Below are 24,944 nucleotides of genomic sequence, written 5' to 3'. Positions count from 1 at the left end.
GAAGGGGAGTGGGGCAGGTAATGCCCGCTCCCTGCTCCGCCAGGAGGAAAGGCCTTGAAAGACCTACTGAATTTGCTGAAAAACCAGGGTCAAGTCGAAGAGTTCGACGCCATCCGCATCGGTCTGGCGTCGCCTGAAATGATCCGTTCGTGGTCGTTCGGTGAAGTTAAGAAGCCGGAAACCATCAACTACCGTACGTTCAAGCCTGAGCGTGACGGCCTGTTCTGCGCCAAGATCTTTGGCCCAGTCAAGGACTACGAGTGCCTGTGCGGCAAGTACAAGCGCCTCAAGCACCGCGGCGTGATCTGCGAGAAGTGCGGCGTTGAAGTTGCCCTGGCCAAGGTTCGTCGTGAGCGCATGGCGCACATCGAACTGGCCTCGCCGGTTGCCCATATCTGGTTCCTGAAGTCGCTGCCGTCCCGTATCGGCCTGCTGATGGACATGACCCTGCGTGACATCGAGCGCGTGCTCTACTTCGAAAGCTACGTCGTGATCGACCCGGGCATGACCACCCTCGAGAAGGGTCAGCTGCTGAACGACGAGCAGTACTTCGAAGCGCTGGAAGAGTTCGGTGACGACTTCGACGCCCGCATGGGTGCCGAGGCTGTCCGCGAGCTGCTGCACGCTATCGACCTGGAACACGAGATCGGCCGCCTGCGCGAAGAGATTCCGCAGACCAACTCGGAAACCAAGATCAAGAAGCTGTCCAAGCGCCTGAAGCTGATGGAAGCTTTCCAGGGCTCGGGCAACCTGCCTGAGTGGATGGTCCTGACCGTCCTGCCAGTACTGCCGCCGGACCTGCGTCCGCTGGTGCCGCTGGATGGTGGCCGCTTCGCGACCTCCGACCTGAACGACCTGTATCGTCGGGTGATCAACCGTAACAACCGTCTGAAGCGCCTGCTCGATCTGTCGGCGCCGGACATCATCGTGCGCAACGAAAAGCGCATGCTGCAGGAAGCGGTCGACGCCCTGCTGGACAACGGCCGTCGCGGTCGCGCCATCACTGGCTCGAACAAGCGTCCGCTGAAGTCCCTGGCCGACATGATCAAAGGTAAGCAAGGTCGCTTCCGTCAGAACCTGCTCGGTAAGCGTGTGGACTACTCCGGCCGTTCGGTAATTACCGTAGGCCCGACCCTGCGTCTGCACCAGTGCGGTCTGCCGAAGAAGATGGCCCTCGAGCTGTTCAAGCCGTTCATTTTCGGCAAGCTGGAAATGCGTGGTCTGGCGACCACCATCAAGGCTGCCAAGAAGATGGTCGAGCGTGAGCTGCCAGAGGTGTGGGACGTGCTCGCCGAGGTGATCCGCGAACACCCCGTACTGCTCAACCGTGCGCCGACCCTGCACCGTCTGGGTATCCAGGCCTTTGAACCGGTTCTGATCGAAGGTAAGGCTATCCAGCTGCACCCGCTGGTCTGTGCCGCGTACAACGCCGACTTCGACGGTGACCAGATGGCCGTTCACGTGCCGCTGACGCTGGAAGCCCAGCTCGAAGCGCGCGCGCTGATGATGTCGACCAACAACATCCTGTCGCCAGCCAACGGTGAGCCAATCATCGTTCCGTCGCAGGACGTTGTACTGGGTCTGTACTACATGACCCGTGAAGCCATCAACGCCAAGGGCGAAGGTCGCGTATTCGCCGACCTGCAGGAAGTCGACCGCGTATTCCGCGCCGGCGAAGCTGCCCTGCACGCGAAAATCAAGGTTCGTATCAACGAAACCGTGAAAGAGCGTGACGGTTCGGTGGTCAAGAATACCCGCATCGTCGACACCACCGTCGGCCGTGCGCTGCTGTTCCAGGTAGTACCGGCAGGCCTGCCGTACGATGTGGTCAACCAGCCGATGAAGAAGAAGGCGATCTCCAAGCTGATCAACCAGTGCTACCGCGTGGTTGGTCTGAAAGAGACCGTTATCTTCGCTGACCAGCTGATGTACACCGGTTTCGCTTACTCGACCATTTCCGGCGTTTCCATCGGTGTTAACGACTTCGTTATCCCGGACGAGAAAGCCCGCATCATCGGTAACGCTACCGATGAAGTGAAGGAAATCGAGAGCCAGTATGCGTCCGGCCTGGTAACCCAGGGCGAGAAGTACAACAAGGTCATCGACTTGTGGTCGAAGGCGAACGACGAAGTGTCCAAGGCGATGATGGCCAACCTCTCGAAAGAGAAGGTCATCGACCGCGATGGCAACGAAGTCGATCAAGAGTCCTTCAACTCGATGTACATGATGGCTGACTCGGGTGCGCGGGGTTCCGCAGCCCAGATCCGTCAGCTGGCCGGTATGCGTGGCCTGATGGCCAAGCCGGACGGCTCGATCATCGAGACGCCGATCACCGCGAACTTCCGTGAAGGTCTGAGCGTACTCCAGTACTTCATCTCGACTCACGGTGCTCGTAAGGGTCTGGCGGATACCGCACTGAAGACTGCGAACTCCGGTTACCTGACTCGTCGTCTGGTAGACGTTGCCCAGGATCTGGTGGTTACCGAGATCGACTGCGGTACCGACCAGGGCCTGCTGATGACCCCGCACATCGAAGGCGGCGACGTTGTAGAGCCGCTGGGTGAGCGCGTACTGGGCCGTGTCATTGCCCGTGACGTGTTCAAGCCAGGCACCGAGGACGTCATCGTTCCCGCCGGTACTCTGGTCGACGAGCAGTGGGTAGAGTTCATCGAGCTGAACAGCATCGACGAAGTGATCGTGCGTTCGCCGATCAACTGCGAAACCCGCTTCGGTATCTGCGCCAAGTGCTACGGTCGTGACCTGGCTCGTGGTCACCAGGTGAACATCGGTGAAGCTGTCGGCGTTATCGCTGCACAGTCGATCGGTGAGCCGGGTACCCAGCTGACCATGCGTACGTTCCACATCGGTGGTGCTGCAAGCCGTACCTCGGCTGCCGACAGCGTCCAGGTGAAGAACGGCGGTATGGTGCGTCTGCACAACCTGAAACAGGTTGAGCGTGCCGATGGTAACCTGGTTGCCGTATCGCGTTCCGGCGAGCTGGCCATTGCCGACGAATTCGGTCGTGAGCGTGAGCGTTACAAGCTGCCTTACGGTGCGGTGATTTCGGTCAAGGAAGGTGACAAGGTCGAAGCTGGCGCCATCGTCGCCAAGTGGGACCCGCACACCCACCCGATCGTTACCGAACTGAAAGGTACCGTGACCTTCGTGGGCATGGAAGAAAACATCACCATCAAGCGTCAGACCGATGAACTGACCGGCTTGACCAACATTGAAGTGCTGGACGTCAAGGATCGCCCTGCCGCAGGCAAGGAAATCCGTCCGGCAATCAAGATGGTCGACGCCGCTGGCAAGGACCTGTACCTGCCAGGTACCGACGTACCTGCCCAGTACTTCCTGCCGGCCAACGCCCTCGTTGGTGTGGCTGACGGTGCCCAGATCGGTGTTGGTGACGTTATCGCGCGTATCCCGCAAGAAACGTCGAAGACCCGTGACATCACCGGTGGTCTGCCGCGCGTTGCCGACCTGTTCGAAGCGCGCCGTCCGAAAGAAGCCTCGATTCTGGCTGAAGTCAGCGGCACCATCGCGTTCGGTAAAGAGACCAAGGGCAAGCGTCGTCTGGTCATCACTCCGACCGACGGTAGCGATCCGTACGAAGAGCTGATTCCGAAGTGGCGCCACCTGAACGTCTTCGAAGGCGAACAGGTAAACCGCGGCGAAGTTATCTCCGACGGCCCGAGCGATCCGCACGACATCCTGCGTCTGCTGGGTGTGAGCGCGCTGGCGAAGTACATCGTCAACGAGATCCAGGACGTTTACCGTCTGCAAGGCGTTAAGATCAACGACAAGCACATCGAGACCATCCTGCGTCAGATGCTGCGCAAGGTCGAGATCGCCGAGTCGGGTGATTCCAGCTTCATCAAGGGCGACCAGATGGAACTGACCCAGGTGCTGATGGAAAACGAGCGCCTGGCAGCGGAAGACAAGTTCATCTCCAAGTACACCCGTGTACTGCTGGGTATCACCAAGGCCTCGCTGTCGACCGAGTCGTTCATCTCCGCGGCTTCCTTCCAGGAAACCACCCGGGTACTGACCGAAGCGGCGGTAACCGGCAAGCGCGATTACCTGCGCGGCCTGAAAGAGAACGTGGTCGTGGGTCGTCTGATCCCGGCGGGTACCGGTCTGGCCTACCACAGCGAGCGCAAGCGCCGCCGTGATGCCGACAAACCGCTGCGTGTGAGCGCCAGTGAGGTGGAAGCCGCACTGACCGAAGCGCTGAACTCCAGCGGCAACTAAGTACAGGGCAGGGCCCCGGCAAGCTTCGAGCGGCCATCGGTGACATCAAATGTTGCCGATGATCGGGCGAGGAGGGCCGGGGCCTCGTCTTGACTGGGTGCAAGATCCTCCGTAGACTTTTGTACCCTTAAATTTGGTGAGGCTCCGTCTCGCCAATTTTTGGCTTTCTTGCAAGACAATAGAGTCGCAAGACAATCAGTGGAGCTAGTAGATGGCAACTATCAACCAGCTGGTACGTCAGCCGCGTAAGCGTTCGGTCGAGAAGTCCGACGTTCCTGCGCTGCAGAACTGCCCGCAGCGTCGTGGCGTGTGCACCCGCGTGTACACCACCACGCCGAAAAAACCTAACTCGGCACTGCGTAAAGTATGCCGTGTGCGTCTGACCAACGGTTTCGAGGTTTCCTCGTACATCGGTGGTGAAGGCCACAACCTGCAAGAGCACAGCGTCGTCCTGATCCGTGGCGGCCGTGTAAAAGACTTGCCAGGTGTTCGTTACCACACCGTTCGCGGCTCTCTGGATACTTCGGGCGTTAAAGGCCGTAACCAGGGTCGTTCGAAATACGGTACCAAGCGTCCGAAGTAATCGGCCGTTTGCAGACATCCATTTTTTTGAGTCGATAAGAGTAAGGTCGGGCAGGGGTCGCAGACCCACGTCCCGGGCTAACCTGAAGACCGTTTGAGGGCTTATCATGCCAAGACGTCGTGTAGCAGCAAAACGTGAGATCCTTGACGATCCGAAGTACGGATCGCAGATCCTCGCCAAGTTCATGAACCACGTGATGGAAAGCGGCAAGAAGGCTGTAGCCGAGCGCATCGTTTACGGTGCACTGGATACCGTCAAAGCACGCAAGAACAGCGACCCCCTGGAAATCTTCGAGAAAGCTCTCGACGCCATCGCTCCGCTGGTCGAAGTAAAGTCCCGCCGTGTCGGCGGTGCCACTTACCAGGTTCCGGTTGAAGTTCGTCCATCCCGTCGTAACGCTCTGGCAATGCGCTGGCTCGTAGACTACGCCCGCAAGCGCGGCGAGAAGTCGATGGCTCTGCGTCTGGCCGGCGAGCTGCTGGATGCTGCCGAAGGCAAAGGTGCTGCAGTCAAGAAGCGTGAAGACGTGCACCGTATGGCTGAAGCCAACAAAGCGTTCTCGCACTACCGCTTCTAATTCAAGCATCAATCATTTTGCGAGGGCTTTATGGCTCGTACTACAGCAATTAACCGCTACCGTAACATCGGTATCTGCGCCCACGTTGACGCGGGCAAGACTACCACTACCGAGCGGATCCTGTTCTACACAGGTCTGAGCCACAAGATGGGCGAGGTGCATGACGGCGCCGCGACCACCGACTGGATGGTGCAGGAGCAGGAGCGCGGTATCACCATTACCTCCGCTGCCGTTACCACCTTCTGGAAAGGTTCCCGTGGTCAGTACGACAACTACCGCGTAAACGTCATCGATACCCCCGGCCACGTTGACTTCACCATTGAAGTAGAGCGTTCGCTGCGTGTACTCGACGGCGCGGTCGTTGTGTTCTGCGGTACTTCCGGCGTTGAGCCACAGTCCGAAACCGTATGGCGTCAGGCCAACAAGTACGGCGTTCCACGTGTTGTCTACGTGAACAAGATGGACCGTGCTGGTGCCAACTTCCTGCGCGTTGTCGGCCAGATCAAGAACCGCCTGGGTCACACCCCGGTTCCGATCCAGCTGGCTATCGGTGCTGAAGACGACTTCCAGGGTCAGGTCGACCTGATCAAGATGAAAGCCATCTACTGGAACGAAGACGACAAAGGTACCACCTACCGCGAGGAAGAGATTCCTGCGGAGCTGGTCGACCTGGCTAACGAATGGCGCAACAACATGGTTGAAGCCGCCGCCGAAGCCAGCGAAGAGCTGATGAACAAGTACCTTGAAGAAGGTGAGCTGACCGTCGAAGAGATCAAGGCAGGCCTGCGCGCGCGCACCCTGGCCAGCGAAATCGTTCCGGCTGTCTGCGGTTCGTCGTTCAAGAACAAGGGCGTTCCCCTGGTTCTCGACGCCGTCATCGACTTCCTGCCTGCTCCGACTGAAATTCCTGCGATCAAGGGTATCCACCCTGATCTGGCCGAAGTGCCGAAGGATGAAGTCACTGCAGAGCAGTACGACGAGCGTCACGCTAGCGACGACGAGCCGTTCTCGGCTCTGGCGTTCAAGATTGCCACCGACCCGTTCGTTGGTACTCTGACCTTCGTCCGCGTTTACTCGGGCTTCCTGACCTCCGGTGACTCCGTCATCAACTCGGTCAAGGGCAAGAAAGAGCGCGTTGGTCGTATGGTGCAGATGCACGCCAACCAGCGTGAAGAAATCAAGGAAGTACGTGCAGGCGACATCGCTGCTCTGATCGGCATGAAGGACGTCACCACCGGTGACACCCTGTGCAACGCCGACAAGCCGATCATCCTCGAGCGTATGGACTTCCCTGAGCCGGTAATTTCGCTCTCCGTAGAGCCGAAAACCAAGGCTGACCAGGAGAAGATGGGTATCGCACTGGGCAAACTGGCCCAGGAAGACCCGTCGTTCCGCGTCAAGACCGACGAAGAAACCGGCCAGACCATCATCTCCGGTATGGGCGAGCTGCACCTGGACATCCTCGTTGACCGCATGAAGCGCGAGTTCAACGTCGAAGCCAACATCGGTAAGCCGCAGGTTTCGTACCGCGAGAAGATCACCAAGTCCAACGTCGAGATCGAAGGCAAGTTCGTTCGTCAGTCGGGCGGCCGTGGTCAGTTCGGTCACTGCTGGATCCGTTTCTCGGAGCCGGATCAGGACGACAAGGGCAACATCACCGAAGGTCTGGTGTTCGCCAACGAAGTCGTTGGTGGTGTGATTCCGAAGGAATACATCCCTGCGATCCAGAAGGGTATCGAAGAGCAGATGAAAAACGGCGTTGTTGCCGGTTATCCTCTGATCGGTCTGAAGGCCGCGGTATTCGATGGTTCGTACCACGACGTCGACTCCAACGAAATGGCGTTCAAGATCGCCGCTTCGATGGCAACCAAGCAGCTGGCCCAGAAGGGCGGCGGCGTGGTTCTCGAGCCGATCATGAAGGTCGAAGTTGTAACCCCGGAAGACTACCTGGGTGACGTGATGGGTGACCTGAACCGTCGTCGTGGTCTGGTACAAGGTATGGATGAGTCGGTCTCCGGCCGCGTCGTCCGCGCTGAAGTTCCGCTCGGAGAAATGTTCGGTTACGCAACCGACGTTCGTTCCATGTCTCAGGGTCGCGCAAGCTACTCCATGGAATTCTCCAAATACGCCGAAGCTCCGTCGAACATCGTCGAAGCACTCGTTAAAAAACAAGGCTAATCCCCTTTAGGCAAGAGGTTCACTGTCGTGGCTAAAGAAAAATTTGATCGTTCCCTTCCCCACGTTAACGTCGGCACCATCGGCCACGTTGACCACGGTAAGACCACTCTGACCGCAGCTCTGACTCGCGTCTGCTCCGAAGTTTTCGGTTCGGCCGTCGTTGAGTTCGACAAGATCGACTCGGCTCCGGAAGAAAAAGCGCGCGGTATCACCATCAACACCGCTCACGTCGAGTACAACTCGAACATTCGTCACTACGCTCACGTTGACTGCCCAGGTCACGCTGACTACGTGAAGAACATGATCACCGGTGCTGCCCAGATGGACGGCGCAATCCTGGTTTGCTCGGCCGCCGATGGTCCGATGCCACAAACCCGTGAGCACATCCTGCTGTCCCGTCAGGTTGGCGTTCCGTACATCGTGGTCTTCCTGAACAAGGCTGACCTGGTAGACGACGCTGAGCTGCTGGAACTGGTCGAGATGGAAGTTCGCGACCTGCTGTCCACCTACGACTTCCCAGGCGACGACACTCCGATCATCATCGGTTCGGCTCGTATGGCGCTGGAAGGCAAAGACGACAACGAAATGGGTACTACCGCTGTCAAGAAGCTGGTAGAGACTCTGGATGCCTACATCCCTGAGCCAGTTCGTGCCATCGACCAGCCATTCCTGATGCCAATCGAAGACGTATTCTCGATCTCGGGTCGTGGTACCGTTGTTACCGGCCGTATCGAGCGTGGTATCGTCCGCGTTCAGGATCCGCTGGAAATCGTTGGTCTGCGTGACACCAGCACCACCACCTGCACCGGTGTTGAGATGTTCCGCAAGCTGCTGGACGAAGGCCGTGCTGGCGAGAACTGCGGTGTTCTGCTGCGTGGTACCAAGCGTGACGACGTTGAGCGTGGCCAGGTTCTGGTCAAGCCAGGTTCGGTCAAGCCGCACACCAAGTTCACCGCAGAAGTCTACGTTCTGTCGAAGGAAGAAGGCGGTCGTCACACTCCGTTCTTCAAAGGCTACCGTCCTCAGTTCTACTTCCGTACCACTGACGTGACCGGTAACTGCGAACTGCCGGAAGGCGTTGAAATGGTAATGCCAGGTGACAACATTCAGATGACTGTTACCCTGATCAAGACCATCGCAATGGAAGACGGTCTGCGCTTCGCTATCCGTGAAGGCGGTCGTACCGTCGGCGCCGGCGTCGTAGCCAAAATCATCGAGTAATCACTCGACCGATTGAAAAAACCCCCGCTCAGCGGGGGTTTTTTTTATTGGGTTGACACTAAATGGGGGCGTCTATAGAATCACGCCTCCTTTTAGCGGGCGTAGTGCGTCCGTTGGGAACAGCCTGGAGTCTGAAATCCAATGCAAAATCAGCAAATCCGTATCAGGTTGAAGGCTTTCGACCATCGCCTGATCGACCAATCCACCCAGGAAATCGTGGAAACCGCGAAACGTACTGGTGCACAAGTGCGTGGTCCTATTCCACTGCCTACCCGCAAAGAGCGTTTCACCGTTCTGGTCTCCCCGCACGTCAACAAAGACGCGCGTGACCAGTACGAGATCCGCACTCATAAGCGTGTTCTGGACATCGTCCAGCCAACGGATAAAACCGTTGATGCGCTGATGAAGCTTGATCTGGCGGCAGGTGTGGAAGTACAGATCAGCCTCGGCTAAGACTTCGGTCTAGTCGTGTAACGCTCTGAAATGGGCGGCCATAGCGGGTGAAAGCCCCGTACACTCATGAGGTTTACAACATGACTATTGGTGTAATCGGTCGCAAGTGCGGTATGACCCGCATTTTCACCGAAGAAGGTGTCTCCATTCCGGTCACGGTCATTGAGATCGAGCCGAATCGTGTCACCCAGTTCAAAACTGAAGAAACCGATGGCTACCGTGCAGTGCAAGTCACTGTCGGCGAGCGTCGTGCTTCGCGTGTGACTGCCGCTCAGGCAGGCCACTTCGCCAAGGCCAACGTTGCCGCTGGTCGCGGTGTCTGGGAGTTCCGTCTTGAAGAAGGCGATTTCCAGGCTGGCGATCTGATCAAAGCTGAACTCTTCACTGCAGGCCAGCTGGTAGACGTTACTGGTCAGTCCAAAGGTAAAGGCTTCGCCGGTACCATCAAGCGCTGGAACTTCCGTGGCCAGGACAACACCCACGGTAACTCCGTGTCGCACCGTGTCCCAGGTTCCATCGGCCAGTGCCAGACTCCTGGTCGTGTGTTCAAGGGCAAGAAAATGTCCGGTCACATGGGCGCCGAGCGCGTGACTGTTCAGTCCCTGGAAGTAGTTCGCGTAGACGCTGAGCGCAACCTGCTGCTCGTCAAGGGTGCCGTTCCTGGCGCTACTGGCGGCGACGTGGTTGTACGTCCAGCTGTCAAGGCTCGCGGTTAAGGGGATACTGACATGCAACTTAATGTAAATGACGCTCAGGCGATCGAAGTTTCCGAACTGGCTTTCGGTGGCGAATTCAACGAGACGCTGGTACACCAAGCAGTCGTGGCCTACATGGCCGGCGGCCGTCAGGGCACCAAGCAGCAAAAGACCCGTTCCGACGTGGCTGGTGGCGGTAAGCGCCCATGGCGTCAGAAGGGTACTGGCCGTGCTCGTGCTGGTACCACCCGTGGTCCGATCTGGCGTGGCGGTGGTGTAACCTTCGCAGCTCGTCCTCAAGATCACTCGCAGAAGCTCAACAAGAAGATGTACCGCGCAGCCCTGCGCTCCATCCTCGCTGAGCTGGTGCGTAGCGACCGTCTGGTCGTGGTTCAGGACTTCGCTGTTGAAGCGCCGAAAACCAAAGATCTGCTGAACAAGCTGAACGGCATGGGTCTGAACGACGTACTGATCGTTTCCGACGCTGTTGATCAGAACCTGTACCTGGCTGCTCGCAACCTGCCGCACGTCGACGTACGTGACGTTCAAGGTTCCGACCCGGTCAGTCTGATCGCATACGAGAAGGTGTTGATCACCGTCTCGGCCGTGAAGAAATTCGAGGAGCTGCTGGGATGAACCAGGAACGCGTATTCAAAGTCCTCCTTGGCCCGCACGTTTCCGAGAAGGCTACCGTTCTGGCTGAGAAAAAAGGCCAGTTCGTATTCAAGGTTGCTACCGATGCAACCAAGCTGGAAATCAAGAAAGCTGTCGAAGGCCTGTTCAACGTAAAAGTTGAAAACGTGTCGACTGTTAACGTTCTGGGTAAAACCAAGCGTACCGCACGTGGTCTGGGCAAGCGTAATGACTGGAAGAAGGCAATTGTCTCCCTTCAGCCAGGCCAAGATCTCGATTTCAGCAGCAGTGCTGAGTAAGGAAGGGGTGCATCATGGCAATCGTTAAATGCAAACCGACTTCCCCTGGCCGCCGTTTCGTGGTCAAGGTGGTCAACAAGGAGCTGCACAAAGGCGCTCCTCACGCACCGCTGATCGAGAAAAAATCGAAGTCTGGTGGTCGTAACAACAATGGCCGCATTACCACTCGTCACGTTGGTGGTGGTCACAAGCAGCATTACCGTCTGGTCGACTTCCGTCGCAACGACAAAGATGGCATTCCAGCCACTGTCGAGCGTATCGAATACGATCCAAACCGTACTGCTCACATCGCCCTGCTGTGCTACGCAGACGGTGAGCGTCGCTACATCATCGCCCCTAAAGGCGTGAGCGCTGGCGACCAGCTGATCGCAGGTGCCCTGGCCCCAATCAAGGCCGGTAACTCCCTGCAGCTGCGCAACATTCCAGTAGGTAGCACCATTCACGGCATCGAACTGAAGCCGGGTAAAGGTGCTCAGATCGCACGTTCCGCTGGTGCTTCGGCTCAGCTGATCGCTCGTGAAGGTGTCTACGTGACCCTGCGTCTGCGCTCTGGTGAAATGCGTAAAGTCCTGGCTGAGTGCCGTGCGACCCTGGGCGAAGTCTCGAACTCCGAGCACAGCCTGCGTTCGCTGGGTAAAGCTGGTGCCAAACGCTGGCGCGGCGTTCGCCCAACCGTTCGTGGCGTTGCCATGAACCCGGTTGACCACCCACATGGTGGTGGTGAAGGTCGTACCTCCGGTGGTCGTCATCCGGTATCGCCATGGGGCTTCCCAACCAAGGGTGCGAAGACCCGCGGTAATAAGCGTACCGACAACATGATCGTCCGTCGTCGCAAGTAACTAGAGGGATACGACAGTGCCACGTTCTCTGAAAAAAGGTCCTTTTATCGATCTTCACCTGTTGAAGAAGGTCGAAGTGGCGGTGGAGAAGAACGATCGCAAGCCAGTTAAAACCTGGTCGCGCCGTTCGATGATCCTGCCACAAATGGTCGGTCTGACCATCGCGGTACACAACGGTCGTCAACATGTCCCAGTTCTCGTGAACGAAGACATGGTCGGCCACAAACTGGGCGAGTTCGCCGGTACCCGCACCTACCGCGGGCACGTGGCTGACAAGAAAGCCAAGCGTTAAGGGGTAAGGAAATGGAAGTAGCCGCTAAGTTGTCGGGCGCTCGCATCTCCGCCCAGAAAGCCCGCTTGGTCGCCGACCAGATCCGCGGGAAGAAGGTGGGCGAAGCGCTCAACCTGTTGGCCTTCAGCAGCAAAAAAGCCGCTGAAATCATGAAGAAAGTCCTCGAGTCGGCCGTAGCCAACGCCGAACACAACGAAGGCGCAGACGTTGATGACCTGAAGGTCTCCACCGTCTTCGTCAACGAAGGGCGTTCGCTGAAGCGCATCATGCCACGTGCCAAAGGCCGTGCTGATCGCATCGTCAAGCGGTCTTGCCATATCACTGTCAAGGTTGCGGACAAGTAACGGAGTCGATCAGATGGGTCAGAAAGTACATCCCACTGGCATTCGCCTGGGAATCGTCAAGGAGCACACCTCCGTCTGGTACGCAGACGGTGCTACTTACGCAGATTACCTGTTGAAGGATCTGAAAACGCGTGAGTACCTCCAAGACAAACTAAAAAGCGCGTCCGTAAGCCGTATCGATATTCATCGTCCGGCTCAAACTGCACGCATCACCATCCACACCGCTCGTCCAGGTATCGTTATCGGGAAGAAAGGTGAAGATGTCGAGAAGCTGCGTCAGGACCTGACCAAGCAGATGGGTGTGCCTGTGCACATCAACATCGAAGAGATCCGCAAGCCGGAACTCGACGCTATGCTGGTTGCGCAGAGCGTAGCTCAGCAGCTGGAACGCCGCGTAATGTTCCGTCGCGCCATGAAGCGCGCCGTACAGAACGCCATGCGTATTGGTGCCAAGGGCATCAAGATCCAGGTGAGCGGTCGTCTCGGCGGTGCTGAGATTGCTCGTACCGAGTGGTATCGCGAAGGTCGTGTGCCGCTGCACACCCTGCGTGCCGATATCGACTACAACACCTACGAAGCTCACACCACTTACGGTGTGATCGGTGTGAAGGTTTGGATCTTCAAAGGCGAAGTTATTGGTGGTCGCCAAGAAGAACTGAAACCACAAGCACCAGCGCCTCGTAAAAAAGCTGCTAAGTAAGGGGTACGCCAAATGTTGCAACCAAAGCGTACAAAATTCCGCAAGCAGATGACCGGCCACAACCGTGGTCTGGCACTGCGCGGTAGCAAAGTCAGCTTCGGCGAATTCGCCCTGAAAGCTGTTGCTCGCGGTCGCCTCACCGCCCGCCAGATCGAGTCCGCACGTCGTGCGCTGACCCGTCACGTTAAGCGTGGCGGTAAGATCTGGATCCGTGTGTTCCCGGACAAGCCGATCTCCAAGAAGCCTCTCGAGGTTCGTATGGGTAAAGGTAAGGGTTCCGTGGAATACTGGGTTGCCCAGATCCAGCCAGGCAAAGTCCTGTACGAGATCGAGGGTGTTTCTGAAGAGCTGGCGCGCGAAGCTTTCGCCCTGGCTGCTGCAAAGCTGCCTCTCGCCACCTCCTTTGTTAAGCGGACGGTGATGTGATGAAAGCGAATGAACTTCGTGAAAAATCTGCACAGCAACTGAATGAGCAACTGCTCGGCTTGCTGCGCGACCAGTTCAATCTGCGTATGCAGAAAGCAACTGGCCAGTTGGGGCAGTCGCACCTGCTCTCGCAAGTTAAGCGTGACATCGCTCGCGTGAAAACTGTGCTTAACCAGCAGGCAGGTAAGTGATCATGGCTGAAGCTGAAAAAACCGTCCGTACGCTGACTGGCCGTGTCGTCAGCGACAAAATGGACAAGACCATCACCGTTCTGATCGAGCGTCGCGTCAAGCACCCGATCTACGGTAAATACGTTAAGCGTTCGACTAAGCTGCACGCGCACGACGAATCCAACCAGTGCAAGATCGGCGACAAGGTTTCCATCCGCGAAACCCGTCCGCTGGCCAAGACCAAGTCCTGGGCACTGGTTGAAGTCCTCGAACGCGCTGTTGAAGTCTAAGGGCTAAGGGTCGGAGAAATTTTATGATTCAGACTCAATCCATGCTCGATGTGGCCGATAACAGCGGCGCTCGTCGCGTCATGTGCATCAAGGTGCTCGGCGGTTCGCACCGCCGTTACGCCGGTATCGGTGACATCATCAAAGTAACCGTCAAGGAAGCAATTCCGCGCGGTAAGGTCAAAAAAGGCCAGGTGATGACTGCTGTTGTCGTCCGTACCCGTCACGGTGTACGTCGCGCTGACGGTTCCATCATTCGTTTCGACGGCAACGCTGCTGTTCTGCTGAACACCAAGCAAGAGCCGATCGGCACTCGCATCTTCGGGCCAGTGACCCGTGAACTTCGTACTGAGAAGTTCATGAAGATCGTCTCGCTCGCCCCTGAAGTGCTGTAAGGAGATCCGACATGCAAAAGATTCGTCGTGACGACGAGATCATCGTGATCGCCGGCAAAGACAAAGGTAAGCGCGGTAAGGTGCTGAAGGTTCTGGCTGATGACCGTCTGGTCGTTGGTGGTGTGAACCTGGTCAAGCGTCATACCAAGCCTAACCCGATGGCGGGCGTTCAGGGCGGTATCGTCGAAAAAGAAGCGCCTCTGCACGCTTCCAACGTTGCCATCTTCAATGGCGAAACCAACAAGGCTGACCGCGTTGGTTTCAAAGTAGAAGACGGTAAAAAAATTCGTGTCTTCAAGTCGACCCAAAAAGCGGTTGATGCTTGAACACTGCTAGGTAGAAGACCATGGCACGACTGAAAGAGATTTACCGGAACGAAATCGCTCCCAAGCTTAAGGAAGAACTTAAGCTGTCGAACGTGATGGAAGTTCCGCGCGTTACCAAGATCACCCTGAACATGGGTCTGGGCGAAGCAATCGGTGACAAGAAAGTCATCGAGCACGCTGTTGCCGACCTGGAAAAGATCACTGGTCAAAAGCCGGTTGTGACTTTCGCTCGTAAATCCATCGCGGGCTTCAAAGTCCGTGAAGGCTGGCCGATCGGTGTCAAGGTGACCCTGCGTCGCGAAAAAATGTACGAATTCCTGGACCGCCTGCTGGCGATCTCCCTGCCTCGGGTCCGCGACTTCCGCGGCCTGAATGCCAAGTCCTTCGATGGCCGTGGCAACTACAGCATGGGCGTGAAAGAGCAGATCATCTTCCCGGAAATCGACTACGACAAGATCGATGCTCTGCGCGGTTTGGACATCACCCTGACCACCACTGCTCGTTCGGATGACGAAGGCCGCGCTCTGCTGCGTGCATTCAAATTCCCGTTCCGCAACTGATTGGAGTAGGAAAATGGCCAAGAAGAGCATGAAGAACCGCGAGCTGAAGCGTCAGCTCACGGTAGCCAAGTTCGCCAAGAAGCGTGCTGAGCTGAAAGCGACCATCGTCAACCTGAACGCCTCTCCAGAAGAGCGTTTCGCTGCCGTTGTCGCTCTGCAGAAGCAGCCACGTGACGCGAGCGCTTCGCGCCTGCGCAACCGTTGCCGCCTGACCGGTCGTCCTCACGGTGTATACCGTAAGTTCGGCCTGGGCCGTAACATGCTGCGTCAAGCTGCAATGCGCGGTGACGTACCAGGCCTGGTCAAAGCCTCCTGGTAATCGCTGCAGGCAGGGTCCCGGCGGAAGGGGAGCAATCTTCCGACCGCCGGTGATCTCGTCTACAAACAAGCCCCCTCGTGGGGCTTGTTTCGTTTCTGCCTTGTGTCTAGAATGACCGGCTCACCCGAGCCTGGGTTTTTTACCCTGCCCGCTCGAGTGGTTGTGATAGCCGCAAGGCTAATATTTCTTGTATCAGGAGCATCTAGCCCATGAGTATGCAGGACCCGTTAGCGGACATGCTAACTCGCATCCGTAATGCCCAGATGGCTGAAAAGTCCGTCGTAAGCATGCCTTCCTCTACCCTGAAGGTCGCGGTTGCCAAAGTTCTGAAGGACGAAGGTTACATCGCTGGCTACCAGGTATCTGGTGAGGCCAAGCCTTCCCTGTCGATCGAACTGAAGTACTTCGAAGGCCGTCCGGTCATCGAGGAACTGAAGCGCTCCAGCCGTCCAGGCCTGCGCCAGTACAAGTCCGTCGCAGATCTGCCAAAAGTACGTGGCGGCCTGGGCGTGTCTATCGTCTCCACCAACAAAGGTGTGATGACTGACCGCGCTGCGCGCGCTGCCGGTGTCGGCGGCGAAGTTCTGTGCACAGTGTTCTAAGGGGAGATAGGCATGTCTCGCGTCGCTAAGAACCCCGTTAAGCTGCCTGCTGGCGTCGAAGTCAAGTTCGCCGGCCAACAGCTTTCGGTTAAGGGTGCCAAGGGCACTCTCGAACTGAACGTTCACTCGTCTGTTGAAGTTACCGAAGAGTCTGGTGAGCTGCGTTTCGTCGCTCGCAATGGTGACCAGCAAGCTCGCGCCATGGCCGGTACTACCCGTGCCCTGGTCAACAACATGGTCCAAGGCGTAAGCCAAGGCTTCGAGCGCAAGCTCCAGCTGGTCGGTGTTGGTTACAAGGCACAGGCCAAAGGCACCGTCCTGAACCTGGCCCTGGGCTTCTCTCACCCAGTGGACTACGAACTGCCAGCCGGTATCACCGCTGAAACCCCTAGCCAGACCGACATCCTGATCAAGGGTATCGACAAGCAACTGGTAGGTCAGGTGGCCGCTGAAATCCGCGGGTTCCGTCCGCCAGAGCCTTACAAGGGCAAGGGTGTACGTTACGCGGACGAAGTAGTCCGTCGTAAAGAAGCCAAGAAGAAGTAGGGCCTAGCAAATGACCGACAAAAAAGTTACTCGACTGCGTCGCGCTCGCAAAGCACGCCTCAAGATGCACGAACTCGAAGTCGTGCGCCTGTGCGTGTTCCGCTCCTCGCAGCACATCTACGCCCAGGTCATTTCGGCCGACGGCAGCAAGGTTCTGGCAAGCGCCTCGACCTTGGACAAAGACCTGCGTGATGGCGCCACTGGCAACATCGACGCGGCCACTAAGGTTGGCAAGCTGGTAGCTGAGCGTGCGAAAGCCGCCGGTGTATCTCAAGTTGCCTTTGACCGTTCCGGCTTCAAGTACCATGGCCGCGTCAAAGCGCTGGCTGATGCTGCTCGTGAAGGCGGGCTGGAGTTCTAAGTTATGGCAAATAACGATCAAAAGCGCGACGAAGGCTACATCGAGAAGCTGGTTCAAGTTAACCGCGTAGCTAAAACCGTTAAAGGCGGCCGTATCTTCACCTTCACCGCGCTGACCGTGGTAGGTGATGGCAAGGGTCGCGTTGGTTTCGGCCGTGGCAAGTCGCGCGAAGTACCTGCCGCGATCCAGAAAGCCATGGAAGCTGCTCGTCGCAACATGATCCAGGTTGACCTGAAGGGCACCACCCTGCAGTACGCCACCAAGGCCGCCCACGGCGCCTCGAAGGTTTACATGCAGCCTGCCTCGGAAGGTACCGGTATCATCGCCGGCGGCGCCATGCGTGCCGTCCTGGAAGTTGCTGGTGTTCAGAACGTCCTGGCCAAGTGCTACGGTTCGACCAACCCAGTGAACGTGGTTTACGCCACCTTCAAGGGTCTGAAAGCCATGCAATCTCCTGAGTCCATTGCTGCCAAGCGCGGCAAGAGCGTTGAGGAGATCATCTAATCATGGCAACCGTAAAAGTTACGCTGATCAAGAGCGTCTCGGGCCGCCTGCCTAACCACAAACTGTGCGTTAAAGGTCTGGGTCTGCGTCGCATCGGTCACACTGTAGAAGTCCAGGATACTCCCGAAAACCGCGGGATGATCAACAAGGCTTACTACATGCTGAAGGTCGAGGGTTAATCGATGAAACTCAATGATCTGAGTCCAGCGCCGGGTTCCCGTCGCGAGAAGCATCGTCCAGGTCGTGGTATCGGTAGCGGTCTGGGTAAGACCGGCGGCCGTGGCCACAAAGGTCAGACCTCCCGTTCCGGTGGTTCGATCGCTCCTGGCTTCGAAGGCGGTCAACAGCCGCTGCACCGTCGTCTGCCGAAGTTCGGCTTCGTTTCCCTGAAAGCCATGGACCGCGCTGAAGTGCGTCTGTCCGAGCTGGCCAAGGTGGAAGGCGACGTGGTATCCGTGCAATCCCTGAAGGATGCCAACGTGATCGGCCAGAACGTACAGCGTGTGAAAATCATGCTGTCTGGCGAAGTCACTCGCGCAGTCACCATCAAGGGTATCGCAGCCACCAAGGGTGCGCGTGCGGCTATCGAAGCAGCTGGCGGCAAGTTCGAGGAATAAATGGCTAAGCAAGGTGCTCTCTCTTCGCTCGGTAAGGGCGGGATGTCGGAACTCTGGGCTCGTCTGCGCTTTCTGTTCATGGCGATCATCGTCTATCGGATAGGTGCGCATATCCCGGTTCCTGGCATCAATCCAGACCGTCTGGCGGATCTGTTTCGGCAGAATGAGGGGACCATTCTTAGCTTGTTCAACATGTTTTCCGGTGGCGCGCTCGAGCGCATGAGCATCTTTGCACTGGGGATCATGCCGTACATCTCGGCATCGATCATCATGCAGCTGATGACTGCGGTCAGCCCGCAACTGGAACAGTTGAAGAAGGAAGGTGAAGCTGGCCGTCGCAAGATCAGCCAGTACACCCGCTACGGCACCGTTATCCTGGCACTGGTTCAAGCCATTGGCATGTCCATTGGCCTGGCCAACCAGGGCGTGGCGTTTTCTGTAGGCCTCGGCTTCTATGTCGTCGCTGTCTCCACCTTCGTGGCAGGCGCGATGTTCATGATGTGGCTGGGTGAGCAGATCACCGAGCGCGGTGTGGGCAACGGTATCTCGATGTTGATCTTCGCAGGTATCGTTGCCGGTCTTCCGAGAGCAATCGGGCAGTCTTTCGAGTCTGCACGCACAGGCGATATCAATATTTTCGCCCTGGTCGCAATCGGTTTGCTTGCAGTAGCGATCATCGGTTTCGTGGTGTTCATTGAGCGTGGTCAGCGTCGTATCGCTGTTCACTACGCCAAGCGTCAGCAGGGCCGCAAGGTCTTCGCCGCGCAGACCAGCCACTTGCCGCTGAAGGTGAACATGGCGGGGGTTATCCCGGCCATTTTCGCGAGCAGCATTCTGCTGTTCCCGGCTTCGCTGGGTGCCTGGTTCGGTCAGTCCGAAGGTATGGGCTGGCTGCAGGACATCTCGCAGTCGATCGCTCCTGGTCAGCCGTTGAACATTCTGCTGTTTAGTGCAGGGATCATTTTCTTCTGCTTCTTCTACACAGCGTTGATGTTCAACCCGAAAGACGTAGCGGAAAACCTGAAGAAGTCCGGTGCCTTTATTCCGGGTATCCGTCCTGGTGAGCAGTCCGCACGCTACATTGATGGCGTTCTGACTCGTCTGACCATGTTCGGTGCTCTTTACATGATGGCCGTCTGCCTTCTGCCCCAGTTCCTGGTGGTGGCAGCAAATGTGCCGTTCTACCTTGGCGGGACCTCGTTGCTGATTGTGGTAGTGGTTGTGATGGACTTCATGTCCCAAGTACAATCGCACCTCGTTTCGCACCAGTACGAATCCCTGATGAAGAAAGCCAACCTGAAAGGCTACGGTGGCAGCGGTCTGCTGCGCTGATACGCCCCTAAGGTTCGAGGAGTCGGTAATGAAAGTTCGTGCATCGGTGAAAAAGCTGTGCCGTAACTGCAAGATCATCCGTCGCGAAGGCGTCGTACGAGTGATCTGCAGCGCGGAACCGCGTCACAAACAGCGCCAAGGCTGAGTGTGATCTGCGCTTCAAACCCAGCAGCTAGTGTGCTGCTGGGTTGATTATTCGTTTCTACAGCGATATTATCTCGCGCCCTATTTCTTGGCTTCCGGGGCGTAGGTAGCTGTCAATTGGAGTCCCACTGAATGGCCCGTATTGCAGGCGTCAACATTCCAGATAACAAGCATACTGTTATCTCGCTGACCTACATCTATGGTGTCGGTCGCACTACTGCACAGAAGATCTGTGCAGACGCTGGTGTCAACCCAGCCGCTAAGATCAAGGATCTGAGCGACGAGCAAATCGAAACCCTGCGTGGCGAAGTCGCGAAGTTCACCACCGAAGGTGACCTGCGTCGTGACATCAACATGAAGATCAAGCGCTTGATGGACCTGGGTTGCTACCGCGGCCTGCGTCATCGTAAAGGTCTGCCGGTTCGCGGTCAGCGCACCAAGACCAACGCACGCACCCGTAAGGGCCCGCGTAAGCCGATCCGCAAGTAATCGCCCAGGAATATAGACATGGCAAAACCTGCTGCTCGTCCTCGTAAGAAAGTCAAAAAGACAGTGGTTGATGGCATCGCCCACATCCACGCTTCTTTCAACAACACCATCGTGACCATCACCGACCGTCAGGGCAACGCACTGTCCTGGGCTACTTCCGGTGGTTCGGGTTTCCGTGGTTCGCGCAAATCCACCCCGTTCGCAGCCCAGATTGCTGCTGAGCGTGCTGGTCAAGCTGCGCTGGAATATGGTCTGAAGAACCTCGACGTCAACGTCAAGGGCCCAGGTCCAGGTCGTGAATCCGCCGTTCGTGCATTGAACAGCTGCGGCTACAAGATCGCCAGCATCACCGACGTGACGCCTATCCCGCACAACGGGTGCCGTCCGCCGAAGAAGCGTCGCGTGTAATCAGGAGACAGAAGAATGGCACGTTACATTGGTCCAAAATGCAAACTGTCTCGTCGTGAAGGCACCGACCTGTTCCTGAAGAGCGGCGTTCGCGCTCTGGAATCGAAGTGCAACATCGAAGCAGCCCCAGGTATCCACGGCCAGCGCCGTGGCCGTCAGTCCGACTACGGTACCCAGCTGCGCGAGAAACAAAAAGTTCGTCGTATCTACGGTGTTCTGGAGCGTCAGTTCCGCGGTTACTACCAAGCTGCTGCCTCGAAAAAAGGCGCAACCGGTGAGAACCTGCTGCAGCTGCTCGAGTGCCGTCTGGATAACGTCGTTTACCGTATGGGCTTCGGCTCGACTCGTTCCGAGTCCCGTCAGCTGGTTTCGCACAAAGCGATCAGCGTCAACGGTAAAACTGTAAACATTCCATCCTACCAAGTTCGTCCGGGTGACGTGGTCGCGGTTCGCGAGAAGTCGCTGAACCAGCTGCGCATTGTTCAAGCCCTTGAACTGTGCGCCCAGCGTGGCCGCGTTGAGTGGGTAGACGTAGATTCCGCTAAGAAGTCGGGCGTTTTCAAGAACGTTCCTGCTCGCGGCGACCTGTCTGCCGACATCAACGAAAACCTGATTGTCGAGCTCTACTCCAAGTAAGGGCTAGAAAATAGGTGCATCCATGCAGATTTCGGTAAATGAGTTCCTGACTCCCCGCCATATTGATGTGCAGGTAGTCAGTCCGACCCGCGCCAAGATTACGCTCGAGCCTCTCGAGCGTGGTTTCGGCCATACCCTGGGCAACGCGCTGCGCCGCATCCTGTTGTCCTCCATGCCTGGCTGTGCAGTAGTCGAGGCCGAGATCGATGGCGTACTCCACGAGTACTCCGCGATCGAAGGTGTTCAGGAAGACGTAATTGAAATCCTGTTGAACCTGAAAGGCCTGGCTATCAAACTGCACGGTCGTGACGAAGTTACGCTGACCTTGTCGAAAAAGGGTTCGGGGGTGGTTACCGCTGCCGATATTCAGCTGGATCACGATGTCGAGATCGTCAACCCCGATCACGTAATCGCGAACCTGGCGTCCAACGGCGCCCTGAACATGAAGCTCACTGTAGCTCGTGGTCGCGGTTACGAGCCGGCTGACTCCCGTCAAACCGACGAAGACGAAAGCCGTAGCATTGGCCGTCTGCAGCTGGACGCTTCGTTCAGCCCGGTGCGTCGTATCGCCTATGTGGTCGAGAACGCCCGTGTTGAACAGCGTACCAACCTGGACAAGCTGGTCATTGATCTGGAAACCAACGGCACCCTGGATCCTGAAGAGGCTATCCGCCGCGCCGCGACCATCCTGCAACAGCAGCTGGCCGCGTTCGTCGACCTCAAAGGTGACAGTGAGCCTGTCGTAGTCGAGCAGGAAGACGAGATCGATCCGATCCTGCTGCGCCCGGTTGACGACCTGGAACTGACTGTACGTTCGGCCAACTGCCTCAAGGCGGAGAACATCTACTACATCGGCGACCTGATTCAGCGTACCGAAGTAGAGCTGTTGAAGACTCCTAACCTGGGTAAGAAGTCCCTGACTGAAATCAAGGACGTCCTGGCCTCTCGTGGTCTGTCTCTCGGCATGCGCCTCGACAACTGGCCGCCTGCAAGTCTTAAGAAAGACGACAAGGCGACCGCCTGATCGTCGTAATCACCGAACGTAGTGTTTGGTAAGGAATGAATCATGCGTCATCGTAAAAGTGGACGTCACCTGAGCCGTACCAGCTCTCACCGCAAGGCTATGTTCCAGAACATGGCAGTGTCGCTGATCGAGCACGAGCTGATCAAAACCACCCTGCCGAAAGCCAAGGAACTGCGCCGCGTTGCCGAGCCGCTGATCACCCTGGCCAAGGAAGACAGCGTTGCTAACCGCCGTCTGGCCTTCGACCGTACCCGTTCGAAGTCCGCTGTTGGCAAACTGTTCAACGACCTGGGCAAGCGTTACGCCACCCGTCAGGGCGGCTACCTGCGCATCCTGAAGTGCGGTTTCCGCGCTGGCGACAACGCGCCTATGGCGTACGTCGAGCTGGTTGATCGTCCGGTCGGCGGTGCTGTAGAAGCTGCTGAGTAAGACGTTCTGTCTGCTACAAAGAACCGGGCCTAGTGCCCGGTTTTTTGTATTCGTAGGTATTGTTTATTTCTATTGATACAAGTCAGGTAATTAATTTGTCCTGAGATGACCGCTCGTCGATACTCCTTCTCAAGCCGTTTAGCCGGCACTCGAAGACCGATAAGGAGAGCCCATGAGCAAGATTCTCACCACCGCCAGCGGTGCACCTGTAGCCGACAACCAGAATTCCCGCTCCGCCGGCCCACGCGGCCCGCTGCTGCTCGATGACTTCCACCTGATCGAGAAGCTCGCCCACTTCAATCGCGAGAACATCCCTGAGCGCCGGGTTCACGCCAAGGGTTCGGGTGCCTACGGCACATTCACCGTTACCCGCGACATCACCTCATATACCAGCGCCAAGCTGTTCGAGCAGATCGGCAAGCAGACCGAGACGTTCTTGCGATTCTCGACAGTCGGCGGCGAGCGCGGCTCAGCGGATACCGAGCGCGATCCACGTGGCTTTGCGGTGAAGTTCTACACCGAGGAAGGCAACTGGGACATCGTTGGCAACAATACGCCCGTGTTCTTCATCCGTGACCCGCTCAAGTTCCCGGATTTTATCCACACCCAGAAGCGCCACCCGCAAACCAACCTGAAGAACGCCCAGATGATGTGGGACTTCTGGTCGCACTCGCCCGAGGCCCTGCACCAGGTCACCATCCTGTTCTCCGACCGTGGTATCCCGGACGGTTACCGGCACATGCACGGCTTCGGTAGCCACACCTACAGCCTGATCAATGCCCAAGGCCAGCGCACCTGGGTCAAATGGCACTTCAAGACCCAACAAGGCATCAAGAACCTCGCCCCGGCCGATGCAGCACGGCTGGCCGGTACCGACCCGGATTACGCCCAGCGTGACCTGTTCGAGGCCATCGAGCGTGGTGATTTCCCGCGCTGGACCGTGTGCATCCAGGCGATGAGTGAGGCCGAGGCGGCCAGCCGCGACGAGAACCCGTTCGACGTGACCAAGACCTGGTCGCAGAAAGACTTCCCGCTGATCGAAGTCGGCGTACTGGAACTCAACCGCAACCCGCTCAACTACTTCGCCGAAGTGGAACAGGCGACGTTCGGCCCGAGCAACATGGTCCCGGGTGTCGGCCTGTCGCCTGACCGCATGCTGCAGGGCCGCGTATTCGCTTACGCCGATGCGCACCGCTACCGTGTGGGTACCAATCACCAGCAACTGCCGGTGAACGCCCCGCGCAGTCCGGTTAACAGCTACCAGCGTGACGGTTCAATGGCCATGGGTAGCTACGGCAGCGCGCCGAACTATGAGCCCAACAGCTACAGCGATGCGCCGAAGCAGTCGCCACGCCACGCGGAACCTGCACTGGCCCTGAGCGGCGCCGCAGATCGCCACGATCACCGCGAGGACAATGACTATTACAGCCACGCCGGTGCGCTGTTCCGCCTGATGAGCGATGAACAGAAGGCACTGTTGATCAGCAACATCGCCGGCACCATGGCCGGTGTCAGCCAGGACGTGATTCAGCGCCAGTTGCAGTACTTCTTCAAGGCCGACCCGGCCTACGGCGAAGGCATCGCCAAAGCGTTGGGCGTGAATCTCGCCTAAGTCGAAGTGATAAGGAGAACCGCCCTCATTTGGGTGGTTTTTTAATGAATATCACTACTGTTTAACCGATTTTTTGCTTCTAATTGCGCGTTTCTCAGTGACCGCGCGCAAAAGCTGGTTCACACTATGTGCATTAGTCGTTTTCACAGGGAGAAGCAGGGCGATGCAAGGTCACCCGGACGTAATCAACTACCTCGTCACGTTGCTGAAGGGCGAACTGGCCGCACGCGACCAGTACTTCATTCACTCGCGCATGTACGAAGACTGGGGCTTGTCCAAGCTCTACGAGCGTATCAACCACGAGATGGAAGAAGAGACGCAGCACGCCGATGCCCTGATGCGCCGTATCCTCATGCTCGAAGGCACTCCCGACATGCGTGCGGACGACCTGGAAGTGGGCAGCACCGTGCCAGAAATGATCGAAGCCGATTTGAAGCTCGAGTACAAGGTGCGTGGTGCACTGTGCAAAGGCATCGAGCTGTGCGAACTGCACAAGGACTACATCAGCCGCGACATCCTGCGCGCGCAGCTGGCCGATACCGAAGAAGATCACACCTACTGGCTGGAAAAGCAGCAGGGCCTGATCAAGGCCATTGGCCTGGAGAACTACCTGCAATCGCAGATGTAAGTTATCCACAGGTTCACAAAAAAGCCCCTGGCACCAACGGTACCAGGGGCTTTTTCATGCC

At 57.4% G+C, this 24,944-nt stretch carries 35 protein-coding genes; all 35 read left to right on the top strand.

All coding sequences use genetic code 11. From position 1 onward, the window contains the following. Positions 1-54: 54 nt before the first annotated feature. The 35 genes from rpoC (at position 55) to bfr (ending at position 24,883) form a co-directional block, all read left to right on the top strand. Positions 55-4,254, top strand: coding sequence for a DNA-directed RNA polymerase subunit beta' (rpoC, locus tag OCX61_RS24815; protein ID WP_261941773.1), 4,200 nt, complete (start codon positions 55-57; stop codon positions 4,252-4,254). Positions 4,255-4,465: 211 nt separating this feature from the next. After that, positions 4,466-4,837, top strand: a complete 372-nt coding sequence (gene rpsL, locus OCX61_RS24810) for a 30S ribosomal protein S12 (protein WP_003255492.1) — start codon at positions 4,466-4,468, stop codon at positions 4,835-4,837. A 106-nt stretch (positions 4,838-4,943) separates the two neighbouring features. Continuing rightward, the gene (rpsG, locus tag OCX61_RS24805) at positions 4,944-5,414 is read left to right on the top strand and encodes a 30S ribosomal protein S7 (protein WP_003246741.1); all 471 of its coding nucleotides are present in this window, start codon (positions 4,944-4,946) and stop codon (positions 5,412-5,414) included. Positions 5,415-5,444: 30 nt separating this feature from the next. Next, on the top strand, positions 5,445-7,592 hold the full coding sequence (gene fusA / locus OCX61_RS24800; protein ID WP_261941772.1) for an elongation factor G: 2,148 nt from the start codon (positions 5,445-5,447) through the stop codon (positions 7,590-7,592). Positions 7,593-7,619: 27 nt separating this feature from the next. After that, positions 7,620-8,813: an elongation factor Tu gene (tuf, locus tag OCX61_RS24795; protein WP_054881963.1), complete on the top strand. Its 1,194-nt coding sequence runs from the start codon at positions 7,620-7,622 to the stop codon at positions 8,811-8,813. Positions 8,814-8,954: 141 nt separating this feature from the next. Then, positions 8,955-9,266 (top strand): 30S ribosomal protein S10, encoded by a 312-nt coding sequence (gene rpsJ, locus OCX61_RS24790; protein ID WP_003186070.1) that lies wholly within the window; start codon positions 8,955-8,957, stop codon positions 9,264-9,266. A gap of 80 nt (positions 9,267-9,346) precedes the next feature. Beyond that, complete coding sequence (rplC, locus tag OCX61_RS24785) at positions 9,347-9,982, top strand: 50S ribosomal protein L3 (RefSeq protein WP_003257089.1); 636 nt, start codon at positions 9,347-9,349, stop codon at positions 9,980-9,982. Positions 9,983-9,994: 12 nt separating this feature from the next. Next, positions 9,995-10,597: a 50S ribosomal protein L4 gene (gene rplD / locus OCX61_RS24780; protein ID WP_027917846.1), complete on the top strand. Its 603-nt coding sequence runs from the start codon at positions 9,995-9,997 to the stop codon at positions 10,595-10,597. After that, the gene (rplW, locus tag OCX61_RS24775; protein WP_003255484.1) at positions 10,594-10,893 is read left to right on the top strand and encodes a 50S ribosomal protein L23; all 300 of its coding nucleotides are present in this window, start codon (positions 10,594-10,596) and stop codon (positions 10,891-10,893) included. Before rplD ends, rplW begins: the two co-directional genes overlap by 4 nt. A 14-nt stretch (positions 10,894-10,907) precedes the next feature. After that, positions 10,908-11,732, top strand: a complete 825-nt coding sequence (gene rplB, locus OCX61_RS24770) for a 50S ribosomal protein L2 (RefSeq protein ID WP_003255483.1) — start codon at positions 10,908-10,910, stop codon at positions 11,730-11,732. Positions 11,733-11,748: 16 nt separating this feature from the next. Continuing rightward, positions 11,749-12,024, top strand: coding sequence for a 30S ribosomal protein S19 (gene rpsS, locus OCX61_RS24765; protein ID WP_003255482.1), 276 nt, complete (start codon positions 11,749-11,751; stop codon positions 12,022-12,024). An 11-nt stretch (positions 12,025-12,035) separates the two neighbouring features. Next, positions 12,036-12,368 (top strand): 50S ribosomal protein L22, encoded by a 333-nt coding sequence (gene rplV, locus OCX61_RS24760; RefSeq protein WP_003103908.1) that lies wholly within the window; start codon positions 12,036-12,038, stop codon positions 12,366-12,368. 13 nt (positions 12,369-12,381) lie between these two features. Beyond that, positions 12,382-13,068: a 30S ribosomal protein S3 gene (gene rpsC / locus OCX61_RS24755; protein WP_003255481.1), complete on the top strand. Its 687-nt coding sequence runs from the start codon at positions 12,382-12,384 to the stop codon at positions 13,066-13,068. 12 nt (positions 13,069-13,080) lie between these two features. Continuing rightward, positions 13,081-13,494 (top strand): 50S ribosomal protein L16, encoded by a 414-nt coding sequence (gene rplP / locus OCX61_RS24750; RefSeq protein ID WP_003255479.1) that lies wholly within the window; start codon positions 13,081-13,083, stop codon positions 13,492-13,494. After that, entirely contained in the window at positions 13,494-13,685 is a 192-nt protein-coding gene (gene rpmC / locus OCX61_RS24745) for a 50S ribosomal protein L29 (protein WP_002555481.1), read from the top strand. Before rplP ends, rpmC begins: the two co-directional genes overlap by 1 nt. A gap of 2 nt (positions 13,686-13,687) precedes the next feature. Next, the gene (rpsQ, locus tag OCX61_RS24740) at positions 13,688-13,954 is read left to right on the top strand and encodes a 30S ribosomal protein S17 (RefSeq protein WP_008089812.1); all 267 of its coding nucleotides are present in this window, start codon (positions 13,688-13,690) and stop codon (positions 13,952-13,954) included. 23 nt (positions 13,955-13,977) lie between these two features. Then, positions 13,978-14,346 carry a 50S ribosomal protein L14 gene (gene rplN / locus OCX61_RS24735; RefSeq protein WP_008089810.1) on the top strand — a complete coding sequence of 123 codons (369 nt, stop codon included), beginning with the start codon at positions 13,978-13,980 and terminating at the stop codon, positions 14,344-14,346. An 11-nt stretch (positions 14,347-14,357) separates the two neighbouring features. Continuing rightward, positions 14,358-14,672: a 50S ribosomal protein L24 gene (rplX, locus tag OCX61_RS24730; protein WP_016715319.1), complete on the top strand. Its 315-nt coding sequence runs from the start codon at positions 14,358-14,360 to the stop codon at positions 14,670-14,672. Positions 14,673-14,692: 20 nt separating this feature from the next. Further along, the gene (gene rplE / locus OCX61_RS24725) at positions 14,693-15,232 is read left to right on the top strand and encodes a 50S ribosomal protein L5 (RefSeq protein ID WP_012316517.1); all 540 of its coding nucleotides are present in this window, start codon (positions 14,693-14,695) and stop codon (positions 15,230-15,232) included. A gap of 13 nt (positions 15,233-15,245) precedes the next feature. Continuing rightward, on the top strand, positions 15,246-15,551 hold the full coding sequence (gene rpsN / locus OCX61_RS24720; protein WP_003255472.1) for a 30S ribosomal protein S14: 306 nt from the start codon (positions 15,246-15,248) through the stop codon (positions 15,549-15,551). Between the two features lie 209 nt (positions 15,552-15,760). Continuing rightward, entirely contained in the window at positions 15,761-16,153 is a 393-nt protein-coding gene (gene rpsH, locus OCX61_RS24715; protein WP_084857318.1) for a 30S ribosomal protein S8, read from the top strand. Between the two features lie 12 nt (positions 16,154-16,165). Next, positions 16,166-16,699: a 50S ribosomal protein L6 gene (gene rplF, locus OCX61_RS24710; RefSeq protein WP_261941771.1), complete on the top strand. Its 534-nt coding sequence runs from the start codon at positions 16,166-16,168 to the stop codon at positions 16,697-16,699. Positions 16,700-16,709: 10 nt separating this feature from the next. Next, positions 16,710-17,060: a 50S ribosomal protein L18 gene (gene rplR, locus OCX61_RS24705; protein ID WP_008089801.1), complete on the top strand. Its 351-nt coding sequence runs from the start codon at positions 16,710-16,712 to the stop codon at positions 17,058-17,060. Positions 17,061-17,063: 3 nt separating this feature from the next. After that, complete coding sequence (gene rpsE, locus OCX61_RS24700; RefSeq protein ID WP_023382626.1) at positions 17,064-17,564, top strand: 30S ribosomal protein S5; 501 nt, start codon at positions 17,064-17,066, stop codon at positions 17,562-17,564. 2 nt (positions 17,565-17,566) lie between these two features. Beyond that, a complete protein-coding gene (rpmD, locus tag OCX61_RS24695; RefSeq protein WP_003255463.1) occupies positions 17,567-17,743 on the top strand; it encodes a 50S ribosomal protein L30 in 177 nt (58 codons plus the stop codon). Positions 17,744-17,746: 3 nt separating this feature from the next. Beyond that, complete coding sequence (gene rplO, locus OCX61_RS24690) at positions 17,747-18,181, top strand: 50S ribosomal protein L15 (RefSeq protein WP_023382625.1); 435 nt, start codon at positions 17,747-17,749, stop codon at positions 18,179-18,181. After that, on the top strand, positions 18,182-19,513 hold the full coding sequence (gene secY / locus OCX61_RS24685; protein WP_016393394.1) for a preprotein translocase subunit SecY: 1,332 nt from the start codon (positions 18,182-18,184) through the stop codon (positions 19,511-19,513). It abuts the gene before it with no gap. Positions 19,514-19,541: 28 nt separating this feature from the next. Beyond that, positions 19,542-19,658: a 50S ribosomal protein L36 gene (rpmJ, locus tag OCX61_RS24680; protein ID WP_002555468.1), complete on the top strand. Its 117-nt coding sequence runs from the start codon at positions 19,542-19,544 to the stop codon at positions 19,656-19,658. Between the two features lie 131 nt (positions 19,659-19,789). Further along, entirely contained in the window at positions 19,790-20,146 is a 357-nt protein-coding gene (gene rpsM / locus OCX61_RS24675) for a 30S ribosomal protein S13 (RefSeq protein ID WP_003255457.1), read from the top strand. Positions 20,147-20,164: 18 nt separating this feature from the next. Continuing rightward, entirely contained in the window at positions 20,165-20,554 is a 390-nt protein-coding gene (gene rpsK / locus OCX61_RS24670; RefSeq protein WP_003255454.1) for a 30S ribosomal protein S11, read from the top strand. Positions 20,555-20,569: 15 nt separating this feature from the next. Next, complete coding sequence (rpsD, locus tag OCX61_RS24665) at positions 20,570-21,190, top strand: 30S ribosomal protein S4 (protein WP_027917844.1); 621 nt, start codon at positions 20,570-20,572, stop codon at positions 21,188-21,190. A gap of 22 nt (positions 21,191-21,212) precedes the next feature. After that, on the top strand, positions 21,213-22,214 hold the full coding sequence (locus tag OCX61_RS24660; RefSeq protein ID WP_003255452.1) for a DNA-directed RNA polymerase subunit alpha: 1,002 nt from the start codon (positions 21,213-21,215) through the stop codon (positions 22,212-22,214). A gap of 42 nt (positions 22,215-22,256) precedes the next feature. After that, positions 22,257-22,643, top strand: coding sequence for a 50S ribosomal protein L17 (gene rplQ, locus OCX61_RS24655; protein WP_003255451.1), 387 nt, complete (start codon positions 22,257-22,259; stop codon positions 22,641-22,643). 172 nt (positions 22,644-22,815) lie between these two features. Further along, on the top strand, positions 22,816-24,255 hold the full coding sequence (locus OCX61_RS24650) for a catalase (RefSeq protein ID WP_261941770.1): 1,440 nt from the start codon (positions 22,816-22,818) through the stop codon (positions 24,253-24,255). Positions 24,256-24,418: 163 nt separating this feature from the next. Continuing rightward, the gene (bfr, locus tag OCX61_RS24645) at positions 24,419-24,883 is read left to right on the top strand and encodes a bacterioferritin (RefSeq protein WP_003257116.1); all 465 of its coding nucleotides are present in this window, start codon (positions 24,419-24,421) and stop codon (positions 24,881-24,883) included. Positions 24,884-24,944 lie beyond the last annotated feature (61 nt).

This window comes from Pseudomonas sp. LRP2-20, assembly GCF_024349685.1.
In the GTDB taxonomy this organism is placed as follows: domain Bacteria; phylum Pseudomonadota; class Gammaproteobacteria; order Pseudomonadales; family Pseudomonadaceae; genus Aquipseudomonas.
The sequence above is the reverse complement of the archived record's forward strand: the minus strand, read 5'-3'. Positions and strand labels throughout refer to the sequence as shown.